Below are 14,864 nucleotides of genomic sequence, written 5' to 3'. Positions count from 1 at the left end.
CGGCGAAGCCCGCGCACGACGCGGGGGCCGGGGCGGAGCCCCGGTGCTCGTCAGAGTTTCGGGAAGGGGCGGGGCGGGGGAATCACCCCACGCGGCACAGCCGCGCCCGCGCCCTCGGGGCGCAGCCCCAGGACCCGCGTACGGCGCAGCCGGGACGGCTCACGGCCCCGCCGGGGCCGACCGGCCCACCACCGTCCCCGCGCGGTCGATGCACACCACGTCCACCGTCACCGGCGCCCCCCGCAGGACCGACAGGGCCTCGTCGCGGGCCCTCGCCGCGACGAGGTCGCCGAGCGGGACGCCCGCCACCTCGCACAGGCGCAGCGCCGCCAGGCCCGTGTTGGCCGTGGCGATCTCCTCGGCGAGGGACTCGGACGCGCCGCCCGCGCGGGCCAGATCGGCGAGGAAGCCCTTGTCGACCTGGGAGCGGGCCGAGTGCAGGTCCAGGTGACCGGCCGCCAGCTTGGAGAGTTTGGCGAAGCCGCCGCAGACGGTGAGCCGGTCGACCGGATGCCGCCGCACGTACTTCAGCACCGCGCCCGCGAAGTCGCCCATGTCGAGCAGGGCGATCTCCGGCAGGTCGTAGAGCGTCGTCACGGTCTTCTCGGAGGTCGAACCCGTACAGCCCGCCACGTGCGTCAGGCCCGCCGCGCGGGCCACGTCCACACCGCGGCGGATGGAGTCGATCCAGGCCGAGCAGGAGTACGGGACGACGATGCCGGTCGTCCCGAGGACGGACAGGCCGCCGAGGATGCCGATCCGCGGGTTCCACGTGGAGCGGGCGATCTCCTCGCCGTCGTCGACGGAGACGGTGATCTCGACGTCCCCCGTGCCGCCGTGCCGGCCCGCCACGAGCGCGACGTGGTCGCGCATCATCTGGCGCGGAACCGGGTTGATCGCCGGTTCGCCCACCTCCAGGGGCAGGCCGGGCAGCGTGACCGTGCCGACGCCGGGCCCGGCCCGGAAGACGACTCCGGAACCGGCCGGCAGCAGGCGGACCGTCGCCCGTACGAGCGCGCCGTGCGTCACGTCCGGGTCGTCGCCGGCGTCCTTGACGATCCCGGCCATGGCGGACGACGAGCCGGTCAGGGCTTCGACGGCCAGGGCGAAGGAGGGTGTCTGGCCCTTCGGCAGCGTGATCGTCACCGGGTCCGGGAACTCCCCGGTGAGCAGCGCCGTGTACGCGGCCGTGGTCGCCGCCGTGGCGCACGCCCCGGTCGTCCATCCGGGCCGCAGACCGGTGTGCTTGAGTTGGGCGTCCCGCCCGCCGCCTGAACTCATGAAAGGACTCCCGTGCACGTACTCATTCTCGGCGGGACCACCGAGGCCCGCGCCCTCGCCGCGACCCTGCACCCCGAGGTCCGCGTCACCAGCTCACTCGCCGGGCGCGTCGCGAGCCCCCGGCTGCCGGCGGGCGAGGTACGGGTCGGCGGGTTCGGCGGTGTGGACGGCCTCGTGGACTGGGTGCGCGCACACCACGTGGACGCGGTCATCGACGCCACCCATCCCTTCGCCGAGCGGATCAGTTTCAACGCGGCCCGGGCGGCCGCCACCGCCCATGTTCCCCTGCTGGCACTGCGCCGCCCCGGCTGGGTCCCGGTCGAGGGCGACGACTGGCACCCGGTCGGCTCGCTGACGGAGGCGGCCCGCGCACTGGACGGCCTCGGGGAGCGGGTGTTCCTGACGACCGGGCGGATGGGGCTCGCCGCCTTCGCGGACTGCCCGCAGTGGTTCCTCGTCCGGTCGGTGGACGCGCCGGAGACCCCGATGCCGGCCCGCACAGAAATCCTCCTGGCCCGGGGCCCCTTCACCCTCGACGGCGAGAGCGAGTTGTTGCGCACCCACCGCGTCGACGTCCTGGTGACGAAGGACAGCGGCGGCGCGGCGACCGCCCCGAAGCTCCGCGCGGCCCGCGATGCGGGCATCCCGGTGGTGGTCGTGCGCAGACCGCCGGTGCCCGAGGGCGTGCGGGTGGCCGCGACGGTCGAGGAAGCGGCGGCCTGGGTGCACGGCTGAGGCCGCCGCCCCCTCCCGGGTGCGGCGGCCTCGTCCACGGATGCCTCAGCTCGCGGCGGGAGCGCCGAGCTCCGTGACCTCGACCCAGGAGACGGCGTCGAAGTCCCACTCGACGAGCGAGTTGTCCCAGTCGTCGCGGGCGGCCACGGCATACCGCACGGTCTCGCCGTCCGGGATCGCCCCGTAAAGGAGCGACGTTTCCGTCTCTCCGACGTACGCGACGTGCCGGTACAGCCACACGCCATCGCCGGAACCGTCGCCGTCCGGGTGCCAGTCAGCCCGGTAGACGTCGTACCGCATGAGGTCGGGCTCCGTGCTCGGCGTCCACTCCAGGAACACGCCGTCCTCGCGGGCCGTCGCCTTCAGGCCGGTGACGGGCGCCGGGGCGACCAGGTCGCCGTCGGTCGTCGCGGACGCGGAGGCCGACACGGGGGACTCGTTGCCCGCCTCGTCCACGGCGGTCACCGTGTAGGTGTACGTCGTGCCGTGGTCGACCGTCATGTCCGTGTAGGTACTGCCACGGACCTCCGTGTACAGGGAGCCGAAGCGGTACAGGCGGTAATGGTCGACGTCGTCGCCGGTCGAGGGGGTCCAGCCGACGACGATGCCGTTGCGCGGCTCGAACCGGGCCGTCACGTCCGTCGGCGAAACGGGCGCGTAGTCGCCGCGCGTGGCGGAGACCACGGTCCGCGTCGCCGACGTGTTGCCGGCCGCGTCGGTGGCGGAGACGGCGTACGTGTAGCCCGTCCGCTCGGTGCCGGTGGTGTCCGTCCAGGAGGCCGCGGTCACCGTGGCCAGCTGGAGCACAGGGTGGGTGCCCCCGGTGTCGGTCTGCCCCTGCTGCTGCCGGAAGACGGTGTACTTCGTCGCGCCGGTGACCGGCTGCCACGCCAGCGCCGTCCCGCCCTGCCCGTCCGTCGCCGTCAGCCCGCCCGGTGCCGCCGGCGCGGTCCGGTCGACAGTGGCGACGGTCACGTCCGCGCTGCCCGAGGACTCGCGGCCCGCCTTGTCGACGGCGCGGACCTCGTAGAGGAACGACTCGCCGGTGGCAGGCGCGTAGTTGACGAAGGACGTGCCGGTGACCAGGGCCGTGCCGCTGACCTTCGCCCAGGCGGTGGAGCTCAGCCGGCGGTAGACGCGGTAACCGGCGAGGTCCATCTCCTTGTTCGCCGACCAGCGGAGCGTGGCCTTGTTGACGGTCCGGTCGTACGCGACCGAGGCGCCGGTGGGCGCGAGCGGCCGGACCGTGTCGACGGTGGCCGACGTGCGGGGCGCGTAGGTGAACTTGACGTTCGCGGAGCCCGTCCAGGCCACGTAGTCCACGCGGATCGTGTGGCGTCCGGCAGGGACGGTGACGTTGACGGTCTTGCTCTGCGTGGTGGAGACGTTCCGCCACAGGTCGATCTTGCGCACCCCGTCGAGGTACACGCGGACGCCGTCCTGCGTCGCGGCGGAGAACGTGAACGGCCCGCCGGAGCCGAAGTCGCGGGTGACGGACCACCGGACGGAGAAGTTGTCCCTGGGCAGGGTCACGCCGGCCGGGTCTCCGGTGCCGTAGTTCTCGTTGACGGTGGTGTCGCAGCTGGTGAGCTTGGGCGTCCCGCTGAACGAGGTGTTGGCGAAGAACTGCGCCTTCCAGACCGGAGCGGTGCAGGTGACAGCCGCGGAGGCCGGGGTGGCGGTGAGGAGACCGCCCGCTGCGGTGAGGGTGGCCGTCGTGGCCAGCGCGCTCAGCCGGGTACGAGTGTTCACAGGGTATGGGGCCCTTTCCGGACCACGCGGCACAAGGCCGGGGCTGTTCAACACGAGATGAAGGAGCGATGCGCGGGGGGAGGGGGCGGTGCGGGTGGGGCCGGTGTTCCGCCGGAGGAGGACTGTACAGCCCCAGTTCCGCTCTCTACGAGACACGGCCGGCCCGGGCGTCGAACCCGCCTGCGGGAGCGCGGGGAAGGCCGTCCGCGTCGCTCACCCGGACGCGGACGGCCTCGGCGCCTTCACCCGTAGCGGCGCGGCGTCCAGGCGATCGTGCGGCCGTCGCCACGCTCGACCGCCTGTGTCCGGGAGGAGCCGATCAGCAGCAGCGTGCGCATGTCGACCTCGGAGGGCTCCAGCGTCTTCAGGGTCACCACCCGCACCGACTGTTCCGGGCCGCCCACGTCCCGCGCCACGACCACCGGGGTCTCGGGCGAACGGAGTTCGAGCAGCAGGTCACGGGCGGCCGCGACCTGATGGGTACGGGAGCGGGAGCCCGGGTTGTAGATCGCCAGGACCAGGTCCGCCGAGACCGCCGCGCGCAGGCGCTCCGCGATGACCTCCCAGGGCTTGAGCCGGTCGGACAGCGAGATCGTGGCGTAGTCGTGGCCGAGCGGGGCGCCGGCGGCGGCCGCCGCCGCGTTCGCGGCGGTCACGCCCGGCAGCACCCGTACGGGCACGTCCCGGTACTGCTCCTGGGAGGCGACCTCCAGCACCGCCGTGGCCATGGCGAAGACCCCCGGGTCGCCGCCCGAGACGACCGCGACCCGCCGTCCGCGCCGCGCCAGGTCCAGGGCGAACTCGGCGCGTTCGGACTCCACCTTGTTGTCGGAGCCGTGCCGGATCTGGCCGGGGCGGTGCGGGACGCGGTCCAGGTACGTGGTGTAGCCGACGAGTTCGTCGGCGTCGGCGAGCGCGCGGCGCGTCTCGGGCGTCAGCCACAACGGGCCGGCGGGCCCCGTGCCCACGACCACGACCTCGCCGCTCTCCGGCTCCGGCCGCGGGTTGGCGATACGGCTCGGCACGACGGCGACGGAGAAGTACGGCACCGACTCCGGGTCGATGTCGGCCAGTCGCCCGGTCCGTTCGCCGTTCATCGTGGCCCGCTCCACGTACCGGGCCTCGTCCAGCCGGCCCGAGGTCTCCATCGCGCGGCGTACGGCGGGGAAGGTGCGGCCGAGCTTCATCACGACGGCCGAGTCGGTCGCGGCGAGACGGGCGGTCAGCTCCTCTTCCGGCAGCGTGCCGGGGATGACCGTGAGGACCTCCTCCGCCTCGCACAGCGGGGTCCCGAGCCGGGCCGCGGCGGCACTGATGGAGGTGACGCCGGGGACGACCTCGGTCGGGTAGCGGTGCGCGAGCCGCTTGTGCATGTGCTGGTAGGAGCCGTAGAAGAACGGGTCGCCCTCGGCGAGTACGGCCACCGTCCGCCCGGCGTCGAGGTGCTCGGCGAGCCGGGCCGCCGCCTCCTCGTAGAAGTCGTCGAGCGCGCCGCGGTACCCGCCGGGGTGGTCGGTCGTCTCGACCGTGATCGGGTACATCAGGCGCTCCTCGATGTGGTCGGGGCGCAGATGCGGGGCGGCGATGGAGCGGGCGATGGAACGGCCGTGGCGCGCGCAGTGGTACGCGATCACGTCCGCCTCGGCGATGATGCGCGCGGCACGCAGGGTCATCAGCTCCGGGTCGCCGGGGCCGAGCCCGACACCGTAGAGGCGCCCCGTCGTCTTCTGGTCGTCGCTCACTACTCCGCCTCGCTCGCGATCGCGTTGACGGCGGCGGCGGCCATGGCGCTGCCGCCTCGCCGGCCGCGCACCACGAGGTGCTCGAGGCCCAGCGGGTGGGCGGCCAGGGCGTCCTTGGACTCGGCGGCGCCGATGAAGCCGACGGGAACGCCGATGACGGCGGCGGGGCGGGGCGCCCCCTGCTCGATCATCTCCAGGAGCCGGAACAGCGCGGTGGGGGCGTTGCCGACGGCGACGACGGAGCCCTCCAGCCGGTCGCGCCACAGTTCGAGGGCGGCGGCGCTGCGCGTGGTGCCCATCTCGGCGGCGAGCGCGGGCACGGACGGGTCGGAGAGCGTGCAGATCACCTCGTTGTCGGCGGGCAGCCGCTTGCGGGTGACGCCGCTCGCCACCATCTGCGCGTCGCACAGGATCGGCGCGCCGGCGCGCAGGGCGGCGCGGGCGTGCAGGACGACGTCCGGGGAGTGGGCGAGGTCGCGGACGAGGTCGACCATCCCGCAGGCGTGAATCATGCGGACCGCGACCTGGGAGACCTCGGCCGGCAGCCCGGCGAGGTCCGCCTCCGCGCGGATCGTGGCAAAGGACTGGCGGTAGATCTCCGCGCCGTCCTTCTCGTAGTCGAACACTGTGCTCTCGCTCACTTCGTCGGTCGTTCGGTGGGGTCGGTGGGATCGGTGCGCGCCGCCGCGAGGGCGTCGGCGAGTCGGGTCAGGGGGACGGTGTGCCGCGGCACTCCGGGTGCGGTCAGGTCGTAGCGGCCGTCGCCGGTCGCGACGACGTCGACCCAGGCGCCCCGGGGGTGCCCGCAACGGCGTTCGCAGCCGGACCAGTACACAGGCAGTCCGCCCGCGCCGGCGGCGATGCGCGCGGTGGCGTCGGCCCGTACGTCGGCGAGGGACTTGGCGCAGCCGGGCCGTCCGGTGCAGGCGCCGACGCCGGTCCAGGGCGAGTCGGGCCCGGTGACGAGGCCCGCGTCGGCGAGGCCGGGCAGGAGTGCGCCGGGAACGCCGGGAAGGACGACGCCGCGCCAGGGTGTGACGCGCAACTCCCCGGTGCCGTACGTCTCGGCGGTCCGGGCGAGCAGCCGCCACTGCGCGACACGCATCCGTCCGAGGGCGACGCCGACGTGGAGCGAGGCGGCGCCTCGCGCACCGTGGACGACGCCGGGCACGGGAGTGGTGGGCTCGCCGCCCCGTCCGGGCCCGGCGGCCACGTCGGCGTCCCCGTCGCGCGCGGCCGGGCCGGCGTCCGGTCCCGGCCGGGACCGGGGCAACACGAACGCACCGGGCGACGCGTCCGCGTCCGCACACGCACACGCACACGCACACGCACCCGCACCCGCCGCGATACCCGCATCGCCCAGCCGGCGCGCGAGTTCCCGGCGCGACACCGCGTACTGCGGAGGGAGTTCCCGCACCCGCCACGCCCTCGTGCCGCCGGCGTCCGCCGCGTCCAGGAACGCCTCGGCCGCGAGCAGCAGCGCACGCGCGCCGTCCCGCCTGCCGACCGTCAGCGTCTGCTCGCCGAGCAGGATCCGCACCCGAGCCCCGCCCGGCTCTGCGAGCAACATCACATCCGCGCCGAGCCCCGCCATGTCCCCACGGCCGTCGTCCAGCGCGAACAGGAACCGGCCCGACAGCGCCGTGGCCCGCTCGCTCGCGCACAGCAGCGCGTCCAGTTCGCGTACGAGCGGCTGCACGTCGAGGTGCCCGCGGCCGTCCAGCCCGGACAGCGGCGAGGCGACGACGTTGCGCACGCGTTCGTGGGCGGGCGCGGGCAGCAGCCCGGCGGCGTCCAGCAGTGCCGCCAACTCCCCGCCGCAGCCCCCGCCGAGGCCCCTCAGCTGAAGGTTGCCGCGGGAGGTGATGTCGAGCGCGCCGTCGCCGAGCCGCTCGGCCGCGTCGGCCAGCGCGTACGCCTGCCGGGCGCTCAGCACCCCCGCGGGCACGCGGACGCGCGCCAGCGCACCGTCGTCCGCGGTGTGCAGTCGCAGCGCGCCGGGGCAGGCATCACCGCGGTCCCGTACGGGAGTTTCGTCCCGGTCCGGGCGGTTCGAGGGGGCCGAAGGCATGGCGGCGAGCATACCGACCATCACACGAGCCACCTGCTGCCGGAGACGTGACGGCCCTTACTATGCTGAACGGCGGGCCACACGGTCCGTCACCGCCGAAGACGGCGTCAGGGGAGGAAGCCCGGTGAGATCCCGGCGCGGTCCCGCCACTGTGAGCCCGGCAGCAGCGCAGCACGCGCACGCGACCGGGTGAGCCAGGAACTCCCGCCGTTTTCCACCGCCCGGGGCGCGGAAACCCCGAGGAAGGCCAGACGTCGCATGCCGCTCACTTCCGAGGGACTGCCCTCGCAGCCCCGCATCCTGCTCCTGTCGACGTCCGACACCGATCTGCTCAGCGCCCGCGCGGCAGCCGGACCGGTCGCGTACCGCTTCGCGAACCCCTCCCGCCTCCCGGTCGGGGACCTCCCCGGTCTCCTGGAGGGCACCGACCTCGTCGTCGTACGCCTCCTCGGCGGGCTGCGCGCCTGGCAGGAGGGCATCGACCTGCTCCTCGCCCAGGACCGCCCGGTCGTCGTCCTCACCGGCGAACAGGCGCCCGACGCCCAGCTGATGGAGACCTCCACGGTCCCGATCGGCATCGCGGCCGAGGCCCACGCGTACCTCGCGCACGGCGGCCCGGCCAACCTGGAGCAGCTCGCCCGCTTCCTGTCCGACACCGTGCTGCTCACCGGCCACGGCTTCGAGCCCCCGGCGGCCGCGCCCACCTGGGGCCGCCTGGCGCGCACCCCGCGCCGGGAGACCGACGGCCCGCTGATCGCCGTGCTCTACTACCGCGCCCACCACATGAGCGGCAACACCGCCTTCGTGGACGCTCTGTGCGGTGCGATCGAGGACGCCGGCGGCCGGGCCCTGCCCCTGTACGTGGCGTCGCTGCGCGCCCCCGAGCCGGAGCTGCTGGAGCAACTGCGCAGCGCCGACGCCCTGGTGACCACGGTGCTCGCGGCGGGCGGCACGCGCCCGGCCGAGGCGTCGGCCGGCGGCGACGACGAGTCGTGGGACGCGGGCGCGCTCGCGGCCTTGGACGTGCCGATCCTCCAGGCGCTGTGCCTGACGGGCCCGCGCTCGGCGTGGGAGGACAGCGACGAGGGCCTGTCCCCGCTGGACGCGGCCAGCCAGGTGGCGGTGCCGGAGTTCGACGGCCGGCTGATCACGGTCCCGTTCTCGTTCAAGGAGATCGACGAGGACGGCCTCCCGGCGTACGTCGCCGACCCCGAGCGCGCCGCCCGCGTCGCCGGGACGGCCGTGCGCCACGCCCGGCTGCGCCACATCCCGAACGCGCGCAAGCGCATCGCGCTGGTCCTGTCCGCGTACCCGACCAAGCACTCCCGCATCGGCAACGCGGTCGGCCTGGACACCCCGGCCTCCGCCGTCGCCCTCCTCAGGCGCCTTCGCGCCGAGGGATACGACTTCGGGCCCGAGGCGGACATCCCGGGCCTCGTCTCCGGCGACGGCGACGAGCTGATCCACGCGCTGATCGAGGCCGGCGGCCACGACCAGGACTGGCTGACCGAGGAGCAGCTCGCCCGCAACCCGGTCCGTATCCCGGCGGCCGACTACAAGCGCTGGTACGCCGAACTCCCGGCCGAACTGCGCGAGGCCGTGGAGGAGCACTGGGGCCCGGCGCCCGGCGAGATGTTCCTGGACCGCTCCCGCAACCCCGAGGGCGACATCGTGCTGGCGGCCCTGCGCCGCGGCAACCTGCTGATCCTCATCCAGCCGCCGCGCGGCTTCGGCGAGAACCCGATCGCGATCTACCACGACCCCGATCTGCCGCCCTCGCACCACTACCTGGCCGCCTACCGCTGGATCGCCGCGTCGGCCGACGACGGCGGTTTCGGCGCGGACGCGATGATCCACCTGGGCAAGCACGGCAACCTGGAGTGGCTGCCGGGCAAGAACGCGGGCCTGTCCGCGGCCTGCGGCCCGGACGCCGCGCTCGGCGACCTCCCGCTCGTCTACCCGTTCCTCGTCAACGACCCGGGCGAGGGCACCCAGGCCAAGCGCCGGGCGCACGCCACGCTGGTCGACCACCTGGTGCCGCCGATGGCGCGGGCGGAGTCGTACGGCGACATCGCGCGCCTCGAACAACTCCTGGACGAGTACGCCCAGATCTCCTCCATGGACCCGTCCAAGCTGCCCGCGATCCGCGCGCAGATCTGGACGCTGATCCAGGCGGCGAAGCTCGACCACGACCTCGGGCTGGACGACCGTCCGGACGACGACGGCTTCGACGACTTCCTGCTGCACGTCGACGGCTGGCTGTGCGAGGTGAAGGACGCGCAGATCCGCGACGGTCTGCACGTCCTGGGCGGCGCGCCGACCGGCCCGGAGCGGGTCAACCTGGTCCTGTCGATCCTGCGCGCCCGTCAGATCTGGGGCGGCACGACGTCGCTGCCGGGCCTGCGGGAGGCGCTGGGCCTCGACGAGTCGGCGGCGACCCGGACGACGGCCGACGAGGCGGAGGCCACGGCCCGCGCACTGGTCGAGGCGATGGAGGCGGCGGACTGGGACCCGGACGCGGTGCCCGCCTCCCACGGCGAGCAGGTCGCGGCGATCCTGCGCTTCGCGGCGCTCGAAGTGGTCCCGCGCCTGTCCCGTACGACGGACGAGATCACCCACGCGGTCCACGCGCTGAACGGCGGCTTCGTCCCGGCGGGCCCGTCCGGTTCGCCGCTGCGCGGCCTGGTCAACGTCCTGCCGACGGGCCGCAACTTCTACAGCGTCGACCCGAAGGCCGTCCCCTCGCGCCTCGCGTGGGAGACGGGCCAGGCGCTCGCCGACTCCCTCCTGGAGCGCTACCGCGCGGACAACGGCGAATGGCCCACGTCCGTCGGCCTGTCTCTGTGGGGAACGAGCGCGATGCGCACGGCGGGCGACGACATCGCCGAAGCGCTCGCCCTGCTGGGCATCCGCCCGGTGTGGGACGACGCGTCGCGCCGCGTGACGGGCCTGGAGCCCGTCCCGCTCGCGGAACTGGGCCGTCCGCGCGTGGACGTCACCCTGCGCATCTCGGGCTTCTTCCGGGACGCGTTCCCGCACACCATCGGCCTGCTGGACGACGCGGTGCGCCTCGCGGCGTCCCTGGACGAGCCGGCCGCCGAGAACCACGTCCGCGCCCACACCCAGGCCGACCTGGCCGAACACGGCGACGAACGCCGCGCCACCACCCGTATCTTCGGCTCGCGCCCCGGCACGTACGGCGCGGGCATCCTCCAGTTGATCGACTCCCGCGACTGGCGCACGGACGCGGACCTGGCCGAGGTCTACACGGTGTGGGGCGGCTACGCGTACGGCCGCGGCCTGGAGGGCCGGCCGGCGCGCGCCGAGATGGAGACGGCGTACAAGCGGATCGCGGTCGCGGCGAAGAACACGGACACGCGCGAGCACGACATCGCGGACTCCGACGACTACTTCCAGTACCACGGCGGCATGGTGGCCACGGTCCGCGCCCTGCGCGGCACGGCCCCCGAGGCGTACATCGGCGACTCCACCCGCCCGGAGACGGTCCGCACCCGCACCCTGGTCGAGGAGACGTCCCGCGTCTTCCGCGCCCGCGTGGTCAACCCCCGCTGGATCGAGGCAATGCGCCGCCACGGCTACAAGGGCGCCTTCGAACTGGCGGCGACGGTCGACTACCTCTTCGGCTACGACGCGACGACGGGCGTGGTCGCGGACTGGATGTACGACAAGCTGACCCAGACGTACGTCCTGGACCCGGTGAACCGCGCCTTCCTCCAGGAGGCCAACCCCTGGGCCCTGCACGGCATCGCGGAACGCCTCCTGGAGGCGGAATCCCGCGGCATGTGGGAGAAGCCGGACCCGGCGGTGCTGGAGGGTCTGCGGCAGGTGTTCCTCGAGACGGAGGGCGACCTGGAGGACGGGGCGGACGAGTAGGCCGGTCCGGTGGGCGCTGTCGGTGCCCGTCGGTACGGTCCTGCCATGACAGCGGGAATCGACCTGACCCTCGACTGCACGGACGCGCAACTCCTCGCCGGTTTCTGGAAGACGGCGCTGGGCTGCATCGACGAGCCCCCGCCGCCGCCGTTCACCGACCGCGAGGAGTGGCTCGACCGGTTCGACCTGCCGGAGCGGCGGGCGGCAGCGTCCTGGAGGTCTTCGACGGCATCACGTCCTGATGGCGGACCCGGAGGGCAACGAATTCTGTGTCGGGGCGGGGCCGGCGACGGCCTGAGTAGCGCCTCTCCCCTTCCTCGGGTGAGTAAATCCCTTACGCTGGCGACCGGTTGCACCAGCCCGGGACCCGGCGTACCCCCCGGATCTGCTGGTCAGCGCGCCGTACCGCCCCACGAACCGCTTCCCAGGAGGGTTTCTCGTGTCGGAACACCACCCCATGTCTGACGCTGCCGCGGAGATACGCGCCCGGATCGACACGAGCAGGCCGCACTCCGCGCGCTTCTGGAACTACTTCGTCGGCGGCAAGGACAACTACGAGGTCGACCGCCAGACCGGTGACCACATCAAGCAGATCTTCCCCGGCCTGGTCGACGTGGCGCGCACGAGCCGGCACTTCCTCGGGCGGGCGGTGACGCACCTGGCGGGCGAGCAGGGCATCCGGCAGTTCCTGGACATCGGCACCGGCCTGCCGACCGCCGACAACACCCACGAGGTGGCGCAGCGGGTGGCGCCGGACTCGCGCATCGTCTACGTCGACAACGACCCGATGGTGCTCGCCCACGCCCGCGCCCTCCTCACGAGCACGCCCGAGGGCCGCACGGCGTACCTGGACGCCAACCTGTACGCGCCGGACGACATCCTGAAGGCGGCGGAGTCCACGCTCGACTTCTCCGAGCCCGTCGCACTGATGATCCTCAACACACTGGGCCATGTCGCCGACTACGCCGAGGCGCGCGACCTGGTCGCGCGGCTCATGGCGGGTCTGCCGTCCGGCAGTTACCTGGTGATCAGCGACAGCACCTCGACGAGCGACGGCATGATCGCGGCGTCGAACGCGTACAACCAGAGCGGGGCGATCCCCTACTACGTGCGCAGCGTGGAGGAGATCGCCGGCTTCTTCGACGGCCTGGAGCTGGCGTCCCCGGGCGTCGTCCAGGTCACCAAGTGGCGCCCGACCGACACAGAGGACGATGCGCTGGCAGTGGACGCGTACTGCGGAGTGGGCCGCAAGCCGTAACCCCGGCGCGCACGCCCCGCCGCCGCACGGGCCGGCGGGGCGGCGGCCCCACACCCCGCGAATCCCCCAGCCTTCGCCGCATCCTGATCGACCTGATCGAGGAGTACGCCCGCCATGTCGGCCACGCGGACCTCATCCGCGAGTCGGTCGACGGCCTCACGGGCGAGGACCCACCGGGCCGAGAGCGCCTTGCGGTGGGGCGCACCACCTGACCCCTCGCCTATCCGGCCAGGTCGAGCTCAACCTTCTGCCGGGTGCCCCAACCGGTCTTGTAGCACGTCGCCATGGCGTACCAGCGCACGACCCGGAAGACGGTGAAGGCGAAGATCTGGGCGATGGGGGCGGCCAGGAAGGTCAGGAAGTGGGACCAGAACGGGTCGTCGCTGCGCTTGAAGCCGAGGTACCGGAGGGCCTGGCCGTACCCGATGAGCACCGGGATGAGCAGCAGCTCCCACATCCACGCCTGCTCCACAGCGGGCAGATAGACGAACAACACCACGAAGATGACGGTGGACAGCACCATCTGTATCCAGCCGAGCAGGTGCCCCCAGTACGCGTAGTTGTCCAGGCGCAGGTATCGGAAGCGCCAGAAGGTGCGGATGAAGGCTCCTCGCATCCACCGGGTGTACATCCGGAACAGCTGGCTGAAGTTGTCGGGCATCAAGGTGGTGGCGAAGGCGGTGGGCTGCTGCACTGCCTTGCCCCGCTGAAGGGCGTAGATGGTCAGCATGGAGTCGTCGGAGAACTCGACCTTGCGGCCCAGGAAAGTCTCATTGAGGTAGCCGTCCAGGTTGTCGTCGAGGATCCCCGCACGGTAGGCCGCAAGAACGCCGGAGTTCACCAGGACGCCACCCAGGGCGCTCTGCGCAGACCGGTCCACCAACTGGCCCACGACGAACCACAGATCGGTCATGCGCACGAGCATGTCCCTCCACCTGCGCTGCTGCCCTTGGCCGTTCACATTGCCGCGCAGGTTCGAGGCGAGGACGATCCCGGCTACCGACTGGATGTCCTTGTCCGCGAACGGTTTGAGGATCTCCGCGAAGGCGTGCTCGTCCAGGTTCGCGTCCGAGTCGACCGTCACGTAGATGTCCGTGGTGACGCCGGCCCGCTGGGCGCCGGTGACGGCAAGACCCTGGGCATGGCGCTTGCCGGGTGTGGGGGTGGACTCCCAGATGAGGGGAATCCGCAGCGCTGCGCACTGCTTCTCGAACCAGGCTTCGACAGCGGAGTAGTCCACCGAGTTGTCGTTCTCGATGACGACGATGCACTGCGGCAGGCGGGACTGGCGCAGGATGGAAGCGAGGCATTCCCTGAAGGCGTTGGGGCCCTCGTTGCGGACCGGGATGGGGACGGTGACCCGCAGCTGTTCGAGCTGCTTCTGCTGCCGCGGGGTGACCTTCTTCGGCCGTTCGGAGAAGTACAGGACGCACTGCCACATCAGCATGAGGAAGGCGAGGGCGTAGACGGTGGCGAAGTGCTGCCCCTGGCCCTGCCAGGTGGTGATGCCGGAGTGGATGTGGCGGACCAGCCAGACGGAAAGGGCCGCCCCCGAGAGGGCGACCCCTGCCAGAATGCGGGTCCGAGTACGGCGTACTCGGATCAGATTCATACCTCAGAAACCCCCTTGTTCCTGCGGTAGCTCGTTCGAACGAGGACGGCGCCACCGATGACGATCAGGACAGCCAAGGCCAGCAGCCACAGCTGCTGGAAGGCGATCCCACCCACGGTGATGGCTCCGGCTCCGGTAGCGGCGAGGCTGCCGCTCCCCCCTGTGTAGTTCATGTGTACTACTCCTGGATGGACGGTGTGGACAGGTGACGCGTCCCGCTCGCCGTGGGGGGAGGGGCGAGTGGGTATGGAACGCGTCTGCACGTGTCCTCACCCCTGCCTGCAGGCCATGCGTGGGGCACGGCTCACGGGCGGTGGGGAAGGGCGAGGGGTCAACTCATCGGATACTGAGGGTACTTACACAGTCACACCAATACTCCATGATTCCACCACTTCTTCATCACAATTCGAAACATCCAGGCAGATCCAGGGACGCCTCCCCGCGCCCGAGCCCGGCGGCTTGCCCTCCATGACCCGACTCCACACATGAGCTCACCCCGTGGCCGCTTGCCGGCGGCGG

At 72.7% G+C, this 14,864-nt stretch carries 11 protein-coding genes and 1 riboswitch; of the genes, 4 read left to right on the top strand and 7 right to left on the bottom strand.

Translation table 11 applies throughout. The annotated features are described in order from the left end of the window. Positions 1-159 precede the first annotated feature (159 nt). Positions 160-1,281: a cobalt-precorrin-5B (C(1))-methyltransferase gene (locus tag HW130_RS14880; RefSeq protein WP_177150034.1), complete on the bottom strand. Its 1,122-nt coding sequence runs from the start codon at positions 1,279-1,281 to the stop codon at positions 160-162. 12 nt (positions 1,282-1,293) lie between these two features. Between HW130_RS14880 and HW130_RS14875 the strand changes: the two genes are divergently transcribed. Continuing rightward, positions 1,294-2,016 (top strand): cobalt-precorrin-6A reductase, encoded by a 723-nt coding sequence (locus HW130_RS14875; RefSeq protein WP_177150033.1) that lies wholly within the window; start codon positions 1,294-1,296, stop codon positions 2,014-2,016. Between the two features lie 45 nt (positions 2,017-2,061). On the opposite strand, the gene HW130_RS14870 is transcribed toward HW130_RS14875, so the two are convergent. The 4 genes from HW130_RS14870 to cobG form a co-directional block, all read right to left on the bottom strand. Beyond that, positions 2,062-3,768, bottom strand: coding sequence for a fibronectin type III domain-containing protein (locus HW130_RS14870; RefSeq protein WP_309140441.1), 1,707 nt, complete (start codon positions 3,766-3,768; stop codon positions 2,062-2,064). Positions 3,769-4,010: 242 nt separating this feature from the next. Continuing rightward, positions 4,011-5,441 (bottom strand): precorrin-2 C(20)-methyltransferase, encoded by a 1,431-nt coding sequence (locus HW130_RS14865; protein WP_256356102.1) that lies wholly within the window; start codon positions 5,439-5,441, stop codon positions 4,011-4,013. A 68-nt stretch (positions 5,442-5,509) separates the two neighbouring features. Then, on the bottom strand, positions 5,510-6,136 hold the full coding sequence (locus HW130_RS14860) for a precorrin-8X methylmutase (RefSeq protein WP_177150061.1): 627 nt from the start codon (positions 6,134-6,136) through the stop codon (positions 5,510-5,512). Positions 6,137-6,147: 11 nt separating this feature from the next. Then, the gene (gene cobG / locus HW130_RS14855) at positions 6,148-7,581 is read right to left on the bottom strand and encodes a precorrin-3B synthase (RefSeq protein WP_256356098.1); all 1,434 of its coding nucleotides are present in this window, start codon (positions 7,579-7,581) and stop codon (positions 6,148-6,150) included. A gap of 113 nt (positions 7,582-7,694) precedes the next feature. Continuing rightward, a riboswitch (cobalamin riboswitch) is annotated at positions 7,695-7,785 on the top strand. 54 nt (positions 7,786-7,839) lie between these two features. On the opposite strand from cobG, the gene cobN reads away from it, so the two are divergent. The 3 genes from cobN to HW130_RS14840 all read left to right on the top strand — a co-directional run bounded on the left by cobN (position 7,840) and on the right by HW130_RS14840 (position 12,945). Further along, a complete protein-coding gene (cobN, locus tag HW130_RS14850; protein ID WP_177150031.1) occupies positions 7,840-11,475 on the top strand; it encodes a cobaltochelatase subunit CobN in 3,636 nt (1,211 codons plus the stop codon). A 457-nt stretch (positions 11,476-11,932) separates the two neighbouring features. Continuing rightward, on the top strand, positions 11,933-12,733 hold the full coding sequence (locus HW130_RS14845) for an SAM-dependent methyltransferase (protein ID WP_177150030.1): 801 nt from the start codon (positions 11,933-11,935) through the stop codon (positions 12,731-12,733). Next, positions 12,661-12,945, top strand: a complete 285-nt coding sequence (locus HW130_RS14840; protein ID WP_309140440.1) for a DUF664 domain-containing protein — start codon at positions 12,661-12,663, stop codon at positions 12,943-12,945. The genes HW130_RS14845 and HW130_RS14840 overlap by 73 nt, the downstream gene beginning before the upstream one ends. 8 nt (positions 12,946-12,953) lie before the next feature. Here the strand turns inward: HW130_RS14840 and HW130_RS14835 are convergent, their stop codons facing one another. After that, positions 12,954-14,345: a glycosyltransferase gene (locus HW130_RS14835; RefSeq protein ID WP_177150029.1), complete on the bottom strand. Its 1,392-nt coding sequence runs from the start codon at positions 14,343-14,345 to the stop codon at positions 12,954-12,956. Then, positions 14,342-14,518: a hypothetical protein gene (locus HW130_RS14830; RefSeq protein WP_177150028.1), complete on the bottom strand. Its 177-nt coding sequence runs from the start codon at positions 14,516-14,518 to the stop codon at positions 14,342-14,344. Before HW130_RS14830 ends, HW130_RS14835 begins: the two co-directional genes overlap by 4 nt. Between the last annotated feature and the right edge of the window lie 346 nt (positions 14,519-14,864).

Source organism: Streptomyces sp. PKU-EA00015 (assembly GCF_013387495.1).
Lineage (GTDB): Bacteria > Actinomycetota > Actinomycetes > Streptomycetales > Streptomycetaceae > Streptomyces.
Note: the sequence above shows the minus strand (reverse complement) of the source record. Positions and strands in the feature narration are given on the sequence as shown.

Coding starts and splice junctions, on each gene's coding strand:
- HW130_RS14880 (WP_177150034.1), bottom strand. CDS start 1,281: ATGAGTTCAGGCGGCGGGCGGGACGCCCAACTCAAGCACACCGGTCTG.
- HW130_RS14865 (WP_256356102.1), bottom strand. CDS start 5,441: ATGACCCTGCGTGCCGCGCGCATCATCGCCGAGGCGGACGTGATCGCG.
- cobG (WP_256356098.1), bottom strand. CDS start 7,581: ATGCCTTCGGCCCCCTCGAACCGCCCGGACCGGGACGAAACTCCCGTA.
- cobN (WP_177150031.1), top strand. CDS start 7,840: ATGCCGCTCACTTCCGAGGGACTGCCCTCGCAGCCCCGCATCCTGCTC.
- HW130_RS14845 (WP_177150030.1), top strand. CDS start 11,933: ATGTCTGACGCTGCCGCGGAGATACGCGCCCGGATCGACACGAGCAGG.
- HW130_RS14835 (WP_177150029.1), bottom strand. CDS start 14,345: ATGAATCTGATCCGAGTACGCCGTACTCGGACCCGCATTCTGGCAGGG.
- HW130_RS14830 (WP_177150028.1), bottom strand. CDS start 14,518: ATGAACTACACAGGGGGGAGCGGCAGCCTCGCCGCTACCGGAGCCGGA.